Source organism: Microtetraspora sp. NBRC 13810 (genome assembly GCF_030268685.1).
In the GTDB taxonomy this organism is placed as follows: Bacteria; Actinomycetota; Actinomycetes; order Streptosporangiales; family Streptosporangiaceae; genus BSRQ01.
This window is the reverse complement of sequence record NZ_BSRQ01000007.1, coordinates 244,381-262,574: the sequence shown is the minus strand read 5'-3', so window position 1 is coordinate 262,574 and position 18,194 is coordinate 244,381. Positions and strand designations below refer to the sequence as shown.

At 72.5% G+C, this 18,194-nt stretch carries 20 protein-coding genes; 12 read left to right on the top strand and 8 right to left on the bottom strand.

Annotated elements, in window-relative coordinates:
* Nucleotides 1–40 precede the first annotated feature (40 nt).
* A complete protein-coding gene (locus QSK26_RS16740; protein WP_285776065.1) occupies nucleotides 41–433 on the top strand; it encodes a DUF3224 domain-containing protein in 393 nt (130 codons plus the stop codon).
* Nucleotides 434–444: 11 nt separating this feature from the next.
* Here the strand turns inward: QSK26_RS16740 and QSK26_RS16735 are convergent, their stop codons facing one another.
* Nucleotides 445–1,197, bottom strand: coding sequence for an SAM-dependent methyltransferase (locus QSK26_RS16735; RefSeq protein WP_502888710.1), 753 nt, complete (start codon nucleotides 1,195–1,197; stop codon nucleotides 445–447).
* A 223-nt stretch (nucleotides 1,198–1,420) separates the two neighbouring features.
* Between QSK26_RS16735 and QSK26_RS16730 the strand changes: the two genes are divergently transcribed.
* Nucleotides 1,421–1,894 (top strand): MarR family winged helix-turn-helix transcriptional regulator, encoded by a 474-nt coding sequence (locus tag QSK26_RS16730; protein WP_285776063.1) that lies wholly within the window; start codon nucleotides 1,421–1,423, stop codon nucleotides 1,892–1,894.
* A gap of 68 nt (nucleotides 1,895–1,962) precedes the next feature.
* Here QSK26_RS16730 and QSK26_RS16725 read toward each other — a convergent pair whose 3' ends face one another.
* A complete protein-coding gene (locus QSK26_RS16725; protein WP_285776062.1) occupies nucleotides 1,963–3,117 on the bottom strand; it encodes an RtcB family protein in 1,155 nt (384 codons plus the stop codon).
* Between the two features lie 430 nt (nucleotides 3,118–3,547).
* Between QSK26_RS16725 and moaA the strand changes: the two genes are divergently transcribed.
* The gene (moaA, locus tag QSK26_RS16720; RefSeq protein ID WP_285776061.1) at nucleotides 3,548–4,537 is read left to right on the top strand and encodes a GTP 3',8-cyclase MoaA; all 990 of its coding nucleotides are present in this window, start codon (nucleotides 3,548–3,550) and stop codon (nucleotides 4,535–4,537) included.
* A gap of 866 nt (nucleotides 4,538–5,403) precedes the next feature.
* Entirely contained in the window at nucleotides 5,404–5,661 is a 258-nt protein-coding gene (locus tag QSK26_RS16715) for a DUF6457 domain-containing protein (protein WP_285776060.1), read from the top strand.
* Nucleotides 5,662–5,860: 199 nt separating this feature from the next.
* Here QSK26_RS16715 and QSK26_RS16710 read toward each other — a convergent pair whose 3' ends face one another.
* A complete protein-coding gene (locus QSK26_RS16710) occupies nucleotides 5,861–6,181 on the bottom strand; it encodes a DUF3099 domain-containing protein (RefSeq protein ID WP_285776059.1) in 321 nt (106 codons plus the stop codon).
* Between the two features lie 87 nt (nucleotides 6,182–6,268).
* Between QSK26_RS16710 and QSK26_RS16705 the strand changes: the two genes are divergently transcribed.
* The gene (locus tag QSK26_RS16705; RefSeq protein ID WP_285776058.1) at nucleotides 6,269–6,481 is read left to right on the top strand and encodes a dodecin; all 213 of its coding nucleotides are present in this window, start codon (nucleotides 6,269–6,271) and stop codon (nucleotides 6,479–6,481) included.
* 49 nt (nucleotides 6,482–6,530) lie between these two features.
* On the opposite strand, the gene QSK26_RS16700 is transcribed toward QSK26_RS16705, so the two are convergent.
* On the bottom strand, nucleotides 6,531–7,898 hold the full coding sequence (locus tag QSK26_RS16700) for a metallopeptidase TldD-related protein (protein ID WP_285776057.1): 1,368 nt from the start codon (nucleotides 7,896–7,898) through the stop codon (nucleotides 6,531–6,533).
* Entirely contained in the window at nucleotides 7,898–9,391 is a 1,494-nt protein-coding gene (locus QSK26_RS16695) for a TldD/PmbA family protein (protein ID WP_285776056.1), read from the bottom strand. Before QSK26_RS16695 ends, QSK26_RS16700 begins: the two co-directional genes overlap by 1 nt.
* Before the next feature lie 77 nt (nucleotides 9,392–9,468).
* On the opposite strand from QSK26_RS16695, the gene fabG reads away from it, so the two are divergent.
* Both fabG and fabI read left to right on the top strand, forming a co-directional pair.
* Nucleotides 9,469–10,173, top strand: a complete 705-nt coding sequence (gene fabG / locus QSK26_RS16690) for a 3-oxoacyl-ACP reductase FabG (RefSeq protein WP_285776055.1) — start codon at nucleotides 9,469–9,471, stop codon at nucleotides 10,171–10,173.
* Between the two features lies 1 nt (nucleotide 10,174).
* The gene (gene fabI / locus QSK26_RS16685; protein ID WP_285776054.1) at nucleotides 10,175–10,936 is read left to right on the top strand and encodes an enoyl-ACP reductase FabI; all 762 of its coding nucleotides are present in this window, start codon (nucleotides 10,175–10,177) and stop codon (nucleotides 10,934–10,936) included.
* Between the two features lie 27 nt (nucleotides 10,937–10,963).
* Here the strand turns inward: fabI and QSK26_RS16680 are convergent, their stop codons facing one another.
* Both QSK26_RS16680 and QSK26_RS16675 read right to left on the bottom strand, forming a co-directional pair.
* Nucleotides 10,964–11,920 (bottom strand): hypothetical protein, encoded by a 957-nt coding sequence (locus QSK26_RS16680; RefSeq protein ID WP_285776053.1) that lies wholly within the window; start codon nucleotides 11,918–11,920, stop codon nucleotides 10,964–10,966.
* A 316-nt stretch (nucleotides 11,921–12,236) separates the two neighbouring features.
* Nucleotides 12,237–13,181, bottom strand: coding sequence for an aldo/keto reductase (locus QSK26_RS16675; RefSeq protein ID WP_285776052.1), 945 nt, complete (start codon nucleotides 13,179–13,181; stop codon nucleotides 12,237–12,239).
* Between the two features lie 123 nt (nucleotides 13,182–13,304).
* Between QSK26_RS16675 and QSK26_RS16670 the strand changes: the two genes are divergently transcribed.
* From QSK26_RS16670 to mshC, 5 genes are all read left to right on the top strand, one after another.
* Nucleotides 13,305–14,003, top strand: a complete 699-nt coding sequence (locus QSK26_RS16670) for a histidine phosphatase family protein (protein ID WP_285776051.1) — start codon at nucleotides 13,305–13,307, stop codon at nucleotides 14,001–14,003.
* Between the two features lie 9 nt (nucleotides 14,004–14,012).
* Nucleotides 14,013–14,561, top strand: coding sequence for a DUF3090 domain-containing protein (locus tag QSK26_RS16665; protein ID WP_285776050.1), 549 nt, complete (start codon nucleotides 14,013–14,015; stop codon nucleotides 14,559–14,561).
* Between the two features lie 54 nt (nucleotides 14,562–14,615).
* Nucleotides 14,616–15,377 carry an SCO1664 family protein gene (locus QSK26_RS16660; protein ID WP_285776049.1) on the top strand — a complete coding sequence of 254 codons (762 nt, stop codon included), beginning with the start codon at nucleotides 14,616–14,618 and terminating at the stop codon, nucleotides 15,375–15,377.
* Between the two features lie 134 nt (nucleotides 15,378–15,511).
* Entirely contained in the window at nucleotides 15,512–16,267 is a 756-nt protein-coding gene (locus tag QSK26_RS16655) for an NRDE family protein (RefSeq protein ID WP_285776048.1), read from the top strand.
* A gap of 37 nt (nucleotides 16,268–16,304) precedes the next feature.
* Nucleotides 16,305–17,534, top strand: coding sequence for a cysteine--1-D-myo-inosityl 2-amino-2-deoxy-alpha-D-glucopyranoside ligase (gene mshC / locus QSK26_RS16650; RefSeq protein ID WP_285776175.1), 1,230 nt, complete (start codon nucleotides 16,305–16,307; stop codon nucleotides 17,532–17,534).
* A gap of 13 nt (nucleotides 17,535–17,547) precedes the next feature.
* On the opposite strand, the gene def is transcribed toward mshC, so the two are convergent.
* Nucleotides 17,548–18,027 carry a peptide deformylase gene (gene def, locus QSK26_RS16645; RefSeq protein ID WP_285776047.1) on the bottom strand — a complete coding sequence of 160 codons (480 nt, stop codon included), beginning with the start codon at nucleotides 18,025–18,027 and terminating at the stop codon, nucleotides 17,548–17,550.
* Nucleotides 18,028–18,194 lie beyond the last annotated feature (167 nt).

The following is an 18,194-nucleotide window of genomic DNA, read 5'->3' as shown; positions in this document are numbered from 1 at the left end:
GCAGGGTGGACCTCACATCGAGGTAAGGGAGACACCGCGCATGACGCGTGCAAGCGGCACGTTCGACATCAACGTGTGGGACGCGCAGGAGTACGACGAGCGCGAGGGCGCCAAGCTGGCCCGCGTGCACATCACCAAGACGTTCCACGGCGGCCTGACCGGTACCAGCACGGCCGACATCATCACCGCGGTCGCGCAGGGGGAGAAGTCGATGGCCTACTCCGGCTTCGAGCGGTTCACCGGCTCCCTGGACGGGCGCGAGGGCACCTTCGTGCTGTGCCACTTCGCCGGCCCGTCCGACGGGGACGGCTCACTCGTCTGGTGTGTCCTGCCCGACTCCGGCACCGGCGAGCTGCGCGGCCTCCGAGGCGCGGGCGGCATCGTGAACGACGCCGGCGTGCACTCCTGGCACCTGGACTACGAGCTCGCCTGACCGGCCCGCGGTCAGGGCACCCGGGCGACCCCGCCGAGGATGGTGGGCCGGGACAGGTCGATCGGCGCGTCGGAGGCGATGGCCGGCCGCCAGGCGTCGACCGGGACCAGTCCCGGCTCCAGCAGGTCCAGGCCGTCGAAGTACTCCAGGATGGCGTCGTGGCCGCGCGGGACCACGGCACCGGAGGCGGTGGTGTTGTACAACGCGCGCACCTGCTGGTCGGTGCTCCCGCCGATCTCGCCCGTGTAGCCGTGCGAGATCACCAGGTGGCTGCCCGGCGCCAGCCGCTCCCGCAGGCCGGCCACGATGTTCAGCGCCTCGGCGTCGTCCGGCACGAAGTGCAGGATCGCCACCAGCAGGACCGCGACCGGCTGGTCGAAGTCCAGGTGGGCGAGCACCTCCGGATGGTCCAGGATGCCCTTCGGGTCTCGTACGTCGCCCTGGACCACCGCCGTGCCGGGCGTGCCCGCCAGCAGCGCCTGACCGTGGACCAGCACGATGGGGTCGTTGTCCACGTAGACCGTGCGGGCCTCCGGCGCCACCCGCCGGGCCACCTGGTGCACGTTGTCCTGCGTGGGCAGCCCGGTCCCGATGTCCAGGAACTGCCGGACGCCCGCCTCCGCCAGCATCCGCACCGCCCTGCCCAGGAAGCCGCGGTTGTCCCTGGCCACCTCGCGGATGTTCGGCACCAGGGACATCATCTTGACCGCGGCCTCGCGGTCGGCGGCGAAATTGTCCTTTCCGCCCAAGAAGTAGTCGTACATCCGAGCGACGCTCGGAACGGTCGGGTCGATACCCGCCGGTGCGATCTCGGCCATTCCCTCGCCCTTTCGCCGTGTACGCGCATCGTAGGGGAAATCGGCGAAATTGTAGATCATCACAGCTGGTTCCCGGAAATTTCGGGATTTTGTGTGACCGTATCTGCGTGATCGATGAGGTACTGTGAAGTCATAACACAGTGAACCGGCATCATGTTTGGAGCGCGTGATGAGCGGCTACGACCTGGCACTCGGCCGCACCCTGGAGCTCGCCGTGCTCCTGCACGACGACATCGCCCGCTCCCTGGCCGCCGAAGGGCTGACCCGCTCCCGCGCCCACCTGATCCGGGAGCTGCACCGGCGCGGCCCCGTACGGCAGCGCGTCCTCGCGCACGCCCTCGACGTCAGCGCCCGCAACATCACCGGGCTCGTCGACGCCCTCGTGACCACCGGTTTCGTCACCAGGGAACCGCATCCCACCGATCGCCGCGTCATTCTCGTGACGCTCACCGAGAAGGGCGCGAGGATGGCCGAGGAGATGGACCGCGACCGGCGGGAACTCGCCCGCGCGCTGTTCTCCGGCATGCGGAAAGACCGATTTGACGCATTCACCGAAGGCGTGGACGCGATACTGGCCCGCTTACGGGAGACGGCGCCGAAACGCGACCCCCTCCCCGTGACCGCCGGCGGTCACGGGGAATGAGAAGGTCCCTTCCCATGACCCGCCGGCGGTCACGGGGATGAGACGGCACTTTCCCGTGACCGCCGGGCTCAGCCCTTGTAGTTGAAGACCTGGCGCAGCGTGTGCTGCACCTCGACCAGGTCCCGCTGGTCCGCCATGACCTGGTCGATCGGCTTGTACGCCTCGGGGTGCTCGTCCACCAGCGCCCCGGCCCGGTCGGCGTTCCAGGTGCGCCCGCGCATCGCCTCCCGCAGCGAGGCGGCCGACAGCTCCCGCTTCGCCCGGCTACGCGACATGCGCCGCCCCGCCCCGTGCGAGCAGGAGTTGTACGAGGACGCGGCACCCCGCCCCCGCACGATGTAGGAACGGGTGCCCATGGAACCCGGAATGACGCCCTCGTCACCGGTGTCGGCCTTGATGGCCCCCTTGCGGGTGATCCACAGCTCCTTGCCGCCGTGCGTCTCCAACTGGGTGAAGTTGTGGTGGCAGTTGATCGTGCGGACCCGGGCGCCCTTGCCGGCCACCCGGAACAGCGCGGCGCCGAGCACCCTGTCCATCCGGGCGCGCGAGGCCATGGCGTAACGCTGCGCCCACAGCATGTCCTCGACGTAGGCGGTGAACTCCGGGGTGCCCTGTGCGAAGTAGGCGAGGTCCGGGTCCTCCAGGCCGATGGCCTGGCTCCGCACCAGCTTCTTCGCGCCGGCGATGTGCTTGGTGGCGAGCTGGTTGCCGATCCCGCGCGAGCCGGAGTGCAGCACCGTCCAGACCCGGTCCCGCTCGTCGAGGCAGACCTCGACGAAGTGGTTGCCCGACCCGAGGGTGCCGAACTGCACCCCGACCATGTTGTCCTGCTTGGGGGTCAGATCGGTGTGCGGGCGGCCGAGATCGTGCAGGGCGCGGTCCACCGTGGGGTCGTCGTGGCCCTTGCCGACGCCGGCGGGGATGCGCCGCTCCACGACCCGCATCAGCCCGTCGAGGGTGTCCGGCAGGTCGGCGGCGGTCAGCGTGGTCTCGGTGGCCACCATCCCGCAGCCGATGTCGACGCCGACCGCGGCGGGGATGATCGCGCCCTCGGTGGGGATGACCGAGCCGACCGTCGCGCCGATGCCGACGTGCGCGTCCGGCATGAGAGCGACATGGCCGGCCACGAACGGCAGCCTGGCGGTACGCGCGGCCTGCTGGATCGCGCCCTCGTCGATCTCGCTGGCCCAGGACAGCAGGTTGGGGGCGGGCTGGTTCGGCATAGTGGATCTCCTTCGGTGGGACGTGATCCAGTCTGCCGATCTTCCAGAAAAAGGCCACTGATTATCGCGCTGCCCCGTGCTGCCCCGTGCTGCCCCGTGCCGCCCCGGGCCGCCCCGGGCCGCCCGCGCCGCTTGCGCGCCGCCCCGGCCGCCGTTCCGGGTGGGGTGGGAACGGCGGGCGGATCGCGGGCCGGTGCGGGAATAGCCGATGGGCGGGCGGTGCTGCTGTTGACGTAAGGGGGAATCGGCCCGGCCGTCGGCGGTTGACTGGGAGGGGAATCGGCGCGGCCGGGGCCGGTGTTGTCCGATAAGCGGGAAACGTGTTCCGGAAGCCGGCCGACGCCGGTGCGGGCGGGCCGCGGGAGCGCGACCGTCGCCGACACCGTAGGCTTCCCCTAGATCTTCCCCCGGATGTCAGGAGGTGAGGCCCGTGCTGCTGGACTCCTTCGGCCGGGTGGCGACCGATCTGCGAGTGTCGCTGACAGATCGCTGTAATCTGCGGTGCACCTACTGCATGCCTCCCGAAGGGCTCGACTGGCTGCCCAAGCCCGAGCTCCTCACGGCCGACGAGATCGTACGCCTGGTGTCGATCGGGGTCGAGCGGCTGGGGATCACCGAGGTCCGCTACACCGGCGGCGAGCCGCTGCTGCGCCGCGAGCTGGTCGACATCGTCGGCCGCACCACCGCCCTTCACCCGCGCCCGCAGGTGTCGCTGACCACCAACGGCATCGGGCTCGCCCGGCTGGCGGCGCCGCTCGCCGAGGCCGGGCTCGACCGGGTCAACGTCTCGCTCGACACCCTCGACGCCGAGGTGTTCGTCCGGCTCGCCCACCGCGACCGGCTGCCCGACGTGCTGGAGGGGCTGTCCGCGGCGGCCGGGGCCGGTCTGGTACCGGTCAAGATCAACAGTGTGCTGATGCGCGGGATCAACGAGCACGAGGCGGCGCCGCTGCTGCGCTTCTCCCTGGAGCGGGGCTACGAGCTGCGGTTCATCGAGCAGATGCCGCTGGACGCCCAGCACGGCTGGCGCCGGGAGAACATGATCACCGCCGACGAGATCCTCGAACGGCTCAGCGCGCACTTCGACCTGGTCGCCGACGATCCCGTCGAGCGCGGCAGCGCCCCCGCCGAGCTGTTCCTCGTGGACGGCGGCCCCGCCAGGGTCGGCGTGATCGGCTCGGTGACCCGCCCGTTCTGCGGCGCCTGCGACCGGGTCCGGCTCACCGCCGACGGCCAGATCCGCAACTGTCTCTTCGCCACCGAGGAGTCCGACCTGCGTACGGCGATGCGCTCCGGCGCCACCGACGAGGAGCTGGCCGAGCGCTGGACGGCGGCCGTACGCCGCAAGCGCCCAGGCCACGGCATCGACGACCCCACCTTCCTCCAGCCCGCCCGCCCCATGTCCGCCATCGGCGGCTGACCCCACCCGCCCCCAGCGACTCCCCGCCCCCATCCACCCCGCCGCGCCTCCAGCTGCCCCGCGACGGCTCACCCCGCCTCCACCCGACCCCGGCGGCTGACCTCGGCTCCGCCCAGCCCCTCGTCGGCCCTCCGCCTCCGCCGGGCCCTGGGCGGCTGACCTCGGCTCCGCCGGGCCTTCGACTCCCCGCCTCCGCCCGGCCTCCGGCGATTCCCCGCCTCCGCCGGGCCTTCGGCGGTTGCCCCGTTCGACCCTTTGTGGTCGCTTCTGTCAGGTCCTTGGCGGTTGCCCCGTCCGGTTCCTGGCGGTGGCTTCCGCCGGTCCGGCCCTTGGCGGTTGCCTCTGCCCGGCGTCGGGTGACCGGCGTCGGCGGTCCCGCGCGGGCCGTGTTCACCCGTGAGGATCCGCCGGGCGGCGGGCCGCTGCCCGCGCTGTCCGCGTCGCGCTGCCCGTGTGGCGCTGTCCACGTCGGACCGTCCGTGTCGGGCTGTCCGCGCTGCGCGCCCCGTGGCGGCCCTCCTCGCCGGAGATCTGCCCTTCCTGTGCCCCGGGCGCGTCGCCGCGCTCGGCGTCGCCGCTGCGGAAGGTCTCGGCGCGATCCTGGGGGACGGTGAGGGCCGCTTGCGGTGGCTTGCCGTGTCGGGGGCACCCTGGCGCTCGCCGCGGCGCTGGAGGGCTGTCAGGGCCGCTCGTCGCGTGGACCGCTGACCGGCTGGAGACGGTGACAGTGAGCTTTGCGCCCGGCGCCGAACGGGACGGGCCGCGTGGTTTGATTGCGGCACGATGGATGATCTGCGCCGGGCGAGGCATGTCAAGGAGCGCACCGGTGCGGATGCCCGGGACGGACGCGAGGAGACGGAGCCACGATGAACGTGTTGCAGGAGTGGACGACGCTGGTGTGTGCGGAGCTCGGGATCGACCCCGAGAGTCTTGACCGCGACGCCGTGCTGGATCTGACCAAGGAGGTCGCCCACGGCGTGGCCCGTCCCGCCGCGCCGCTCACCGCTTATCTGCTCGGCCTGGCCCAGGGGGCGGGGACGGCGGCGCCGGACGCTCTGGAGCGGTTGACCGCCCTGGCGCGTGAGTGGGAGCGCACCGGCAAAGACCGGAACCCTGACGGGTAAGGGTTACCTGTAAGCGTGTAAGTCGAATACAGAATTGAGAAAAAGGGCGACGCCGGGTGGTTACGGGGGCAAACCACCCGGCGTCGCTTCATCGGCGTTCCGACGGGGGCCCGGAACGCCGGCACCAGCGCTCTGACGGGGGACCAGAGCGCTTGGCTAAAGCGTACACCTACAACCCATAGGATGCGTCAAGACTTAGTCACGACCCGATCTCGCGTCGGTGCCTTGGTATCTCGTTTTGGTTAGCATCCGAGGCCTCGAAGGCCGATGGCGTGGCCGTCTGCCGCTCGTTGGCTCCGATCACGGCAATGTATGGCAAAAAAATCGCCCCGGCGATGAAGAGCCCCCGGATGGGCCACGGCGCCGGCACCACGACCGCGAGGATCAGGCACAGCGTGCGTATGCCCATCTGAATCAGGTAGCGCTTCTCCCGGCGGCCGATGTCCTCACTCAGCGAGGGCTGAGCATCGGTCACCGCGTGCACAAGTGGACGGCGGCGCCATACCTTCACGTTCTCCACGTTAGACCTCGGGAAGAGCGGGTGCCAACGCGCGGGGGGATCTCGCGGGAGATCGTGCGATCCTGGTGCTCAGTTAAGGGGGACAGGATGCCGGATCGTACGTATCGGGTGACCGAAATTGTCGGCACGTCGGGGGAGAGCGTGGACCAGGCGGTCCGCAACGGGGTGCGGCGCGCCGCACAGACGCTGAGACATCTGGACTGGTTCGAGGTCACCGAGATCCGCGGTGACATCGTCGACGGTGAGATAGCGCACTTCCAGGTGGGCATGAAGATCGGCTTCCGGCTGGAGGACGCCTAGCGGCGACCGGCCCGCCCGGGAACGCGGGCGGGCCGGTCGGTCTCCGCGGTCAGCTGGCCTGGCTGACCGTCGACATGTTGAAGTCGGGCACGCGCAGCGCGGGCATGATGGCGCGGGTGAAGTAGTCGCCCCACTCCCTGGGCAGCGTCGGGGTGGAGGAGCCGACCTCGGAGATCCGCCCGAGCAGGTCGACCGGGCTCTCGTTGAACCGGAAGTTGTTCACCTCGCCGACCACCTCGCCGCGCTCCACCAGGTAGACGCCGTCCCGGGTCAGGCCGGTGAGCAGCAGCGTCTGCGGATCCACCTCGCGGATGTACCACAGGCAGGTCAGCAGCAGGCCGCGCTCGGTGGCGGCGATCATCTCCGCCAGCGACCGCCCGCCCTCGGGACCCGTCATGATCAGGTTGTCGATGGGCGGAGCCGGGGACAGTCCGGCCAGCTCGGCGGAGTAGCGGGTGGAGAGCAGGTTGGCCAGCCTGCCGCCCTCGATCCAGTCGGTCCCGGCCAGCGGCAGCCCGTTGTCGAAGACCGAGCCGTTGCGGCTGGAGGCGTGCGCGACCACGAACGGCGCGCACTGGATGCCCTCGGCCGCCGGGTCGCTGTACAGGCGCACCGGGACGTCCGTGAGCGCCTCGCCCAGCCGCGTCCCGCCGCCCGGCCTGGAGAACACCGTGCTGCCGTCGGCCGCGTCGCGCGCCCCGGCGGACCAGTACATGTAGGTCATCAGGTCGGCGACCGCGGTCGGCGGGATCAGCGTCTCGTAGCGCCCGGCCGGCAGGTCGACGCGGACCTCGGCCCAGCCGAGCCGCTGGGCCAGCGAGGCGTCCAGCGCCGCCACGTCGACGTCCGCGAAGTCGCGGGTGGCGACCCCGGTCCACGCCGAGCGCTTCATGTCCGGCGACTTCGCGTTGAGCTCGAAGCGGCCGGTCGGCTGGTCGTGGCGCAGCCGCAGCCCGCTGGTCGAGCCGAGGAAGGTGCTGGTCACCGAGTGTTCGGCGAAGCCGTACAGGCGGCGGTCGCCGCTCTCGGCGGCGTCGAACGCCGCGCCGAGAGCGGGCGCGAGGTCCGCGAACACGCCGATCGACGTGGCCGCCGCCGGGTCGGCCCAGCCGGGCGAGGCCGCGTCGCCGACCAGCGGCCGGGCGTCCTCCGACGGCTGGGCGTCACGCGCGGCCCGGTCGGCCGCGGCCACCAGGTCGGCCAGTTGCTCGGGCCGCACCGAGGCGCGGGACACCACGCCCACGCCCCGGCCGGCCACCGAGATCACGGTGAGCTGGGCGGAACGCGACACGCCGTTGGTGGTCAGCGTGTTGCCCGCGAAGCGGAGGTTCGCGGTGGAGCCCTCGTCCGCGATCACGATGCAGTCGTCGGCGCCGCTCAGGGCGAGGGCCCGCTCGACCATCTCCTGTGGGGTCATCACTTGCCACCCTCCTGGACGGTGTTGAGGATCCGCACGCCGCGGAACAGCGCGGACGGGCAGCCGTGGCTGACCGGGGCCACCTGGCCGGGCTGGCCCTTGCCGCAGTTGAAGGCGCCGCCCAGCACGTAGGTCTGCGGGCCGCCGACGGCCTCCATGGAGCGCCAGAAGTCGGTGGTGGTCGCCTGGTAGGCCACGTCGCGGAGCTGGCCGTCGAGCCTGCCGCCGGTGATCCGGTAGAAGCGCTGCCCGGTGAACTGGAAGTTGTAGCGCTGCATGTCGATGGACCAGCTCTTGTCACCCACGACGTAGATGCCGCGCTCGACGCCCGCGATCAGCTCCTCGGTGGAGGGGCCGTTCTCGGCGGGCTGCAGCGACACGTTGGCCATCCGCTGGATGGGCATGTGGCCGGGGGAGTCGGCGAAGGCGCACCCGTTGGACCGGCCCAGGCCCTTCATCAGCGCCATCCGCCGGTCGAGCTGGTAACCGGCCAGGATGCCGCCGGAGACGATGTCGAACCGCCGGGTCGCCACGCCCTCGTCGTCGAAGCCGATCGTGGCGAGGCCGTGCTCCGCCGTACGGTCGCCCGTGACGTTCATCACCGGGGAGCCGTAGACCAGCTCGCCCAGCTTGTCGAAGGTGGCGAAGCTGGTGCCCGCGTAGGCCGCCTCGTAGCCGAGGGCCCGGTCCAGCTCGGTGGCGTGCCCGATGGACTCGTGAATGGTCAGCCACAGGTTGGACGGGTCGATCACCAGGTCGTACGCGCCCGCCTCGACGGAGGGCGCCCTGAGCTTCTCCTCCAGGTAGCCGGGGATGCGGGCCAGCTCGGCGGGGAAGTCCCACCCGGTGCCGGTGAGGTATTCGTACCCCCGGCCGGCGGGCGGCGCGAGCGTGCGCATCTCCTCGAACCGGCCGTCGGCGATCTTGATCGCGTTGAGCACGGGGTGCAGCCGGACGCGCTGCTGGGTGGTCGAGGTGCCGGCCGTGTCGGCGTAGAACTTCTGCTCCTTGACCTGCATCAGCGACGCCTGGACGTGGTCGGCGTGCCCGAGCAGGCCGCCCGACCAGTCGGCGAGCAGCGCGACCTTGTCCTTCAGGGCGACCTCGAACGGGTCGACCTCGTAGGCGGAGACCCAGGTGGCGTCCGCGTGGACCGGCTCGGGCGCCAGCTCGATCGGCTCCCGGTTGACCGGGGCGGCCACGACGGCCACCTCGACGGCCTGTTCCGCGACCTTCTCGGCGGCCTCGGGCGTGAGCTCTATGCCGGCGGCGAAGCCCCACGTGCCGTTCTTGACCACGCGCACGGCGTAGCCCAGGTCGTCGGCGTCGATGGAACCTTCCAGGCGGGCATCATAGAGGCGGAGCGTCTCGGCGCGGACGCGCTCCAGCCGGAAGTCCGCGTGCTCGGCCCCGAGGTCGCGGGCGCGCTGCAACGCGGCGTCCGCGAGCTGCCGGAGCGGCAGGGCGAGGAAATCGGAATCGATCTGGCGCATGTCAACGATCCTAACCCTGTGATCTTGTCCCCCCCGGACAAGACGTTTACCAGCGGGTAGCCGATAGCGTCACAGGTATGAGTCGTTCTGTTCTCGTCACCGGCGGCAATCGGGGCATCGGCCTCGCGATCGCCCGTGAATTCGCCGCGGCCGACGACGCCGTCGCCGTGACCTACCGCTCGGGGGAGCCTCCGGAGGGCCTGTTCGGCGTCCGCTGCGACGTGACGAGTACGGCCGACGTCGACGCCGCGTTCGGCAAGGCCGAGGCCGAGCACGGACCGGTCGAGGTGGTGGTCGCCAACGCGGGCATCACCAAGGACACCCTGCTCGCGATGATGAAGGAGGAGACCTTCGCCGACGTCATCGACACCAACCTCACCGGCGCCTACCGCGTCGTCAAGCGCGCCACCCGCGGCATGCTCAGGCTCCGGCGCGGCCGGATCATCCTGATCTCCTCCGTGGTGGCCATGGCCGGCTCGGCGGGGCAGGCCAACTACGCCGCCTCCAAGGCGGGGCTCATCGGCTTCGGCCGCTCCCTCGCCCGTGAGCTCGGCTCGCGCGGCATCACGGTCAACGTGGTCGCCCCCGGCTTCGTGGAGACCGACATGACGGCCGAGCTGGAGGCCGCCTACCAGGAGCAGATCCGCAAGCAGATCCCGCTGGGGCGCTACGCCAGCTCCGCGGAGGTCGCCCGGGTGGTCCGCTTCCTGGCCAGCGACGACGCCGGCTACATCACCGGCGCCGTGATCCCCGTCGACGGCGGTCTGGGAATGGGGCACTGACATGGGCATCCTCGAAGGCAAGCGCATCCTGGTGACCGGCGTGCTCACCGACTCCTCCATCGCCTACGCGGTGGCCAAGCTGGCCCAGGAGGAGGGCGCCCAGGTCGTGCTGACCGGGTTCGGGCGGCTGAGCCTGGTCGAGCGCATCGCCAAGCGGCTGCCGGAGCCTCCTCCGGTGGTCGAGCTCGACGTGCAGAACACCGAGCACCTCGACACGCTGGCCGAGCGGGTGGGGGAGCACGTCGGCGCGCTCGACGGCGTCGTCCACTCGATCGGCTTCGCGCCGCAGTCCGCGCTCGGCGGCAACTTCCTGCAGACCTCGTGGGAAGACGTCGCGACCGCCATGCACGTCTCGACGTACTCCTTCAAGTCGCTCGCGGTGGCCTGCCTGCCGCTGATGAAGGGCGGCGGCTCGGTCGTCGGCCTCGACTTCGACGCGAGCAAGGCGTGGCCGGTCTACGACTGGATGGGCGTGGCGAAGGCCGGGCTGGAGTCCTGCTCCCGTTACCTCGCCCGCGACCTGGCCGCGCACGGCATCCGGGTCAACCTGGTGGCCGCCGGGCCGCTGCGCACGATGGCGGCCAAGAGCATCCCCGGGTTCAAGGACTTCGAGGAGAGCTGGCCGGCCCGCGCCCCGCTCGGCTGGGACCTGTCGGACCCGGTGCCGACCGCCAAGGCGTGCGTGGCCCTGCTGTCCGACTGGTTCCCCGCCACCAGCGGCGAGATCCTGCACGTGGACGGCGGCGCCCACGCGATGGGCTGACCCTCGCGCGGGCGCCGCCCGGGGGGTTCAGGCGAGCCGGTGCCGGCCGCCGCGCGGGTGCAGCGGCTCGAAGGGAATGGAGCCGTCGGCGGCGCGCGAGCGGCGCGTGTGGCCGAACCTGGCCGCGAGGATCGCCGACAGCAGCAGCGCGGCGGTCAGCGCGGTGCCCAGCGAGTCGTCCGAGGGCCGCTTCTGCCTGACGTTTCCCGGCGCGACCCGCAGCCGCTCGGGCAACTGCTCGACGTAGGGCCACAACAGGTCCAGCCGGGGCGTGTCGACGTCGACCGCCCCGGGGCCGGACGGCTCAGGGCCGGTCGGGACGGCCGTGTCGGCGAGCCGGTACGGCGGGCGCGGCAGCGGCGGCGAGGGCGGCGTCCGGGCGGGCAGTGCCACGACCTCCACCTCGGCCTCCATGCCGGCCTCCACGCCGGTCAGGTGCTCCTCCCCGCGCGCCTCGTCCGGGGGAGCGGGCGCCGGCTGCCCGGTTTCGTCACCGGGCTCGGCGGCCTCGCATCCGGGCACGCCCAACCCGGGCAGGCACATGTCCTCCAGCGCGTCGGCCAGCAGGTCGCCGGCGGTCTGCACCGGTGGCGCCTCCCAGTCCTCCAGCGGCATGGGGGCGGCGGCGTCCCGCTCGACGGGCGTCTCGTGCTCCCCGGCCTCCTCGTCCGTCTCGTCCCCGGCGACCTTCAGGGGCGGGGGCTGCCGCGAGGAGGCCGCGGCGTTCGCGGCCTCCTCGGCGAGTGCGGGGACGGCCTGCTGGGCGAGCGGCGCCAGCGCGGCGCCGGTCAGCCCGTCCACGGCGCTGGTGACGTCGCCGAGCAGGTGGCACAGGCCGTCGGCGAGCCCGGCCACGGGGTCGCCCTGCCCGGCGTGGCACTCGTCCGGCCCGGCCGCCGCCGACGCCCCGGAGATGGGTATGCCTCCGATGGCCAGCGCGAGCGCCCCGGCCGATACAACACGTCTTCCGCGAGCCCTCCCCATACCTGCTCCCTCCGCGTCGTCGTCGCGGGTGGCACGGGCCATGCGCTCGCATTCCCCCCGGGCGTCTCTGCCAGGTGCGACCGCCGTTCTGCCAGGCCACCCCTCCTGGCCACCCGGTTGACAGTTTTGTGAAAACGCTGAAGTTTTACACACAAAGTTGCGATTCGGTATCGATTAGTGATACGCGAGACCTATTCTCGTTCTGAGGGGGCAGGGTCGCGGCCTGCCGTGCGGGGGCGGGTGGGCCGCGACCCCCCCGGTTCCGGAGCCGCGCCCGGCGGGTTCCCGGCGGGCCGGCGCTCCGCCGGGTCGGCGGTCAGTCGGCCGACACGTCGTCGAGCGCCTCCCGGATCTCGTGCGGCAGGGTCAGCTCCTCGGCCTGGAGGATGCCGGACAACTGGGCGCCGGTGCGGGCGCCGACGATCGCGGCGCTGACGCCCGGCTGGTCGCGGACCCATGACAGGGCCACCGAGAGCGGCGACACGCCGAGCCCCTCGGCGGCCGTGGCGACCGACTCGACGACCCGGCGGGACCGCTCGTCGAGGTAGGGCCGGACGAAGTCGGCGAAATGCGGGGTGGCGGCGCGGGAGTCGGCGGGGATGCCCGTGCGGTATTTGCCGGTCAGCACCCCCCGGCCGAGCGGCGACCAGGCCAGCAGGCCCGCCCCGGCGTACTCCGCGGCCGGCAGCAGCTCGCGCTCGGCGTCGCGGGCGAGCAGCGAGTATTCCGCCTGGACGGCCACGATCGGCGCGCTGTCCCTGGCCGAGCGCTGGCCCACGGCCGCGGCGGCGAGCTGCCAGCCGGCGTAGTTGCACACTCCGGCGTAGGCCGCGCGGCCGGAGGTCACGATCGTGTCGACGGCGGCGAGGGTCTCCTCCAGCGGCACGTCCGGGTCGAAGGCGTGCAGCTGCCACAGCTCCACGTCGTTGACCCCCAGACGGGCCAGCGAGGCGTCGGCCGCCGCGATCAGATGCCGGCGGGAGGCGTCGCAGGGCCGCGGGCCGTCCGGCGTGAGCACCGCCTTCGTCGCGACGACCAGCTCCGACCTGGGCACCACGTCGCGCATGAGCCGCCCCAGCAGAAGCTCCGCGTCGCCGCCGGAGTAGACGTCGGCGGTGTCGATCAGCGTGCCGCCGGCCTCGGCGAACGCGCGCAGCTGCGCCGCCGCCTCCTCCGCGCCGGTGTCGCGCCCCCACGTCATCGTGCCGAGCCCGAGACGCGAGACCGACAGCCCGCTCCGACCGGCATAGCGCTGCTCCATGATCCGGCCAGATTACCGTTCGCACGTATCCGACGTGGTGCCGCCCCAGGCAGCGGCCCTGATGGAAATCGCTTTCCAGGGGAGATTGCGGTCGTTTCGCGCTCGGGGCTTAGTCTGTGGCATGTGACGACCCTCTTGCTCGCCCGGCACGGGCTGACAGAGCTGACCGGACCGGTCCTCGCCGGCTGGACCCCGGGCGTGCATCTGAGCGAGGAAGGGCTGAGACAGGCCAAGGCCCTCGGCGAGCGGCTCGCGCCGCTCGACCTGGACGCGGTGGTCGCGAGCCCGCTGGAGCGCTGCCAGGAGACCGCGCAGGCGGTCGCGGCGGGCCGCGCCGGCGTCGAGGTGCTGACCGACGAGCGGTTCGGCGAGTGCGGTTACGGAGAGTGGACCGGCCGCCCCCTGAAGGAGCTCGCCAAGGACCCGCTGTGGCCCGTCGTGCAGGCCCATCCGAGCGCCGTCGTCTTCCCCGGTGGGGAGGCGCTCGCCGCCGTCCAGCACCGCGCCGTCGCCGCCGTCAGGGAGTGGAACGCCAAGATCGGCCCCAACGGCGTCTACCTCGTGTGCAGCCACGGAGACGTGATCAAGGCGGTCGTCGCCGATGCCCTGGGGCTGCACCTGGACCAGTTCCAGCGGATCGTCGCCGACCCCGCCTCCCTCACCGCCATCCGCTACACCCCCCTGCGCCCCTTCGTGCTGCGGCTCAACGACGTCGGCGGTGACGTCGCGGCGCTCCGTCCGCCGGATCCGGCGGACGGCGACGGGGCAGAAAACTCCACCGAGAGCGACGCCGCCGTCGGCGGCGGAGCCGGAACCGCGTAAGGTCGGGCTATGCCGGTCTTCGACTACGATCCGCCTGAGAGGTTTGTAGCCGGTGCCGTAGGTCAACCGGGAGGACGAGCCTTCTTCCTGCAGGCCCGTTCCCAGGGCAGGCTGACCACGGTCGGGCTCGAGAAGTTCCAGGTGGCGGCGCTCGCCGATCGCCTCGACGAGCTGTTGGACGAGGTGCTGCGCAGGAGCGGCGGAGTGGCCCACGTCCCCGCCGTCGCGCCGGTCGACCTCACCGACAACGGCCCGCTCGAACAGCCGATCGACGAGGATTTCCGGGTCGGCACCATGGCCCTGGCCTGGGACCCCGAGGACTCGCGGGTGGTGATCGAGGCCCAGGAGATCACCGACGAGGATGATCTGGAGGCGCCCGAGCCCGCGGTGCTGCGGGTGCGGCTCACCGCGGGCGTGGCCCGGGCCTTCACCCAGCGGGCGCTGGCGCTCGTGGCCGCCGGCCGCCCGCCCTGCCCGCTGTGCGGCCAGCCGCTCGACGCCGAGGGGCACATCTGCGTGCGCTTGAACGGTTACCGAAGCAGCCAGGGGGGTGCGTGAGCGAGCGAGCCGGCAAGTTCCGCGTGGGACGGCGTCGCCGAGGCGGGGTGGGGCATGACCGCTGAGGGAGAGCCCACGCTGAGTACGGAGCCCACGGGTGTGATGGACGACGCCACCGCCTTGAGGCTGCTGAAAGAGGGACAGATCGAGGTCGCCGGCCGGCTGGTGGAGGCGACCAACATGACCCTCTACTGCAACATCCGCTACGGCGAGCTGCGGGCGGCCTGCGTCTACAAACCGGTGCGCGGCGAGCGCCCGCTGTGGGACTTCCCGGACGGCACGCTCGCGGCCAGGGAGGTCGCCGCCTTCGAGGTGTCGGCCGTCACCGGGTGGCGCATCGTGCCGCCCACCGTCTACCGCGACGGCCCCTTCGGCCCCGGCATGTGCCAGTTGTGGATCGACGCCGACGAGCAGGTCGATCTCATGGCGCTGATCCGCAGCCGGCACCCGGCGCTGCGCCGGATGGCCGTCTTCGACGCCGTCGTCAACAACGCCGACCGCAAGGGCGGCCACCTGCTGCCGATGCCCGAGGGCCACGTGTACGGCGTCGACCACGGCGTCTGCTTCTCGGCCGAGGACAAGCTGCGGACCGTCCTGTGGCAGTGGCGCGGCAAGCGGCTGTCCCGCGAGGCGGTCAACATGCTGGTCAACCTGGACCGCGAGCTGGAGCACGGCCGTCTCGGCCGCCGCCTGCGCGAGCTGCTGACCCTCGCCGAGGTCGAGGCCGTGTGGCAGCGGGTGCGCCGGCTCGTGGACACCGGCGTCCACCCCTACCCCTCGGAGGACTGGCCCGCGATCCCCTGGCCGCCCATCTGACCCCGCCGCCCCTGACCCCGCCGCCCGTGACCGCGCCGCCCGTGACCGCGCCGCCCGCGCGGACCCCCGGTGGCCGGGCGCCCGTGCGCGCCGCGTAATCTGCACGCAACGCTCGTGTGGAGGTGGCCTGCGGGATGTGCACGGTGATCGTGAGTTTCGATCCGGAGGCCGCGGTGCCGGTCGTGCTGGCGGGGGTGCGCGACGAGTTCGCGCAGCGCCCGTGGGAGCCGCCGGCCCACCACTGGCCGGGCCGTCCCGGCGTGCTCGGTGGGCGTGACCTCCAGGCGGGCGGCACCTGGCTGGCCGTGGACCCGGCGGGGCGCAGGGTGGCGGCGCTGCTCAACGGGCGCGGCCTGCTGGCCCGCGAGGAGGGCCGCAGTAGCCGCGGCGACCTGCCGCTGCGCGCGCTGGCCGAGGGCGAGCCGCCGGCGGACGACCTGACCCGCTACGACCCCTTCCACCTCGTGCTCGCCGACCCCGAGGGCGTGCGGCTGTGGCACTGGGACGGCACCCTGCTCACGGCGGACAAACCCGCCCCGGGCACCCACATGATCGTCAACAGCGGCTGGGAGCAGGGCGAGGAGAACCACCGGGTGGCGTGGTTCCGCCCGCGCTTCCGCGACGCCGTACGGCCCGGGCTGCCGCTGGACGGGGAGCCGGGGGACTACTGGGGCGAGTGGGCCCGGCTGGCCTCCGGGGCGGGCCTGGCCACCGGCGACCCGCGGGCGCTGATCGTACGGCAGGCGCTGCCCGACGGCGGGACGTGGGGCAGCCTGTCCGTCACCCTGGTGGCCGTCGCGCCCGAGGGCGTCCGTTACGACTTCTCGGCGCGCCCGGCCGATCCGGACGCGTTCTACCGGGTGAAGCCGGAAATGTCGTCCCAACGGTGACCAGGGTGATCGGAGGTCTGTGACCTCTGGATAGGCTCTGGGCATGCGATCGTGGTCATCTCCCCAGGTCCCCCGCCTGCCCGGCCGTGGGCTCGCGCTGCGGGTCTACGACACTGCCGCGCGTGAGGTCCGCCCGACCGAGCCGGGCGCCACCGCGCGGATGTACGTGTGCGGCATCACCCCGTACGACGCCACCCACCTGGGCCATGCCAATACCTATCTCGCCTTCGACCTGGTCAACCGGGCCTGGCGGGACGCCGGCCACGAGGTGCACTTCACCCAGAACGCGACGGATGTCGACGACCCGCTGCTGGAGCGCGCCGCGCAGACCGGGCAGGACTGGCGTGAGCTCGCCGGCCGCGAGATCGAGCTGTTCCGCACCGACATGGAGGCGCTGCGCATCCTGCCGCCCGCCGAGTACGTCGGCGTCACCGAGGTGATCGACGACGTCGCCGCCCTGATCGCCCGGCTGCGCGACAAGGGCGCCACCTACGAGCTCGACGGCGACGTCTACTTCGACGTCGACGCGGCCCCGAAGTTCGGCGCGGTGTGCAGCTATCCGGAGGAGCGGATGCTCGCGTTGTTCGGCGAGCGCGGCGGCGACCCGGCCCGGCCCGGCAAGCAGCACCCGCTCGACTGGCTGCTGTGGCGCGCGGAGCGGCCGGGCGAGCCGTCCTGGCCCTCGCCGTTCGGCCCCGGGCGGCCCGGCTGGCACGTCGAGTGCACCGCGATCGCGCTGGCCAACCTCGGCCCCGGCTTCGACGTGTCCGGCGGCGGCTCCGACCTGATCTTCCCCCACCACGAGATGGGCGCCTGCGAGGGCCACGTGGCCACCGGGGAGTGGCCCTTCGCCCGGGCCTACGTGCACGCCGGCATGGTCGCGCTGGACGGCGAGAAGATGTCGAAGTCCAGGGGCAACCTGGTGTTCGTGTCCAAGCTGCGGCAGCGGACCGACCCGATGGCGATCCGGCTCGCGCTGCTGGCCCACCACTACCGCGAGGACTGGGAGTGGACCGAGGACCAGCTCGGCGCGGCGCAGGCGCGGCTGGCGCGGTGGCGGGAGGCGGTCGCGCTGCCCGCGGGGCCCGCCGCCCTGCCGGTCCTCGCCCGGGTCCGCGAGCGGATGGCCGACGACCTCGACGCGCCCGCCGCGCTGGCCGCCCTGGACGCGTGGGTGGAGTCGGCGCGCTCCGGCGACCGGTCCGACCCGGACGCGCCGGAGCTGGTCCGCGCCATCGCGGACACCCTTCTCGGCGTGGAGCTCTGACCGGGCCGGAGGGTCAGGAGGGGATGGCCGACAGGAAGGCCGCCCGGTCCTCGGCGGGGAGGTGGTCGATGAACAGCACCCCGTCGAGGTGGTCGCACTCGTGCTGCAGGACGCGGGCCAGGACGCCGATCGCGCGGACCGTGACCGGTTTGCCGAAGGCGTCACGGCCCCGGGCGGTCACCGCGAAGGAGCGCTCCAGCGGCCACCACTGCCCGGGGGCCGACAGGCACGCCTCGTCGGCCACGACCTTGCGCTCGGACAGCTCCAGCCGCGGATTGACCAGGACGCCGGACCTGCCGTCGAACTGGTAGGCCACCACCCGCAGCGGGACCCCGATCTGCGGCGCGGCCAGGCCCGCCCGCCCCGCGCCCGCCTGCATCGTCGCCTGGAGCGACTTGACCAGGGCGCGCAGCTCGCGGCCGAAGTCGGTGACCGGCTCGGCCACGCCTCGCAGCGACGGATCGCCGAACGTGCGGATGGGCCTGACGGTCATTCGCTACTCCCCGTGGCGACGACTGACGCGGGTGCGGTTCTGGTTGCCGCCGCCCATTGTCCCCGGCGTCGCCCCTCCTGGCACGTCACCGCGCCGCCGTACCCTTGTGACCTTCGGCGCCGGTTGCCCCCGCCACGTTACGGCCATGTTGCGCCGGTGCAACCTGT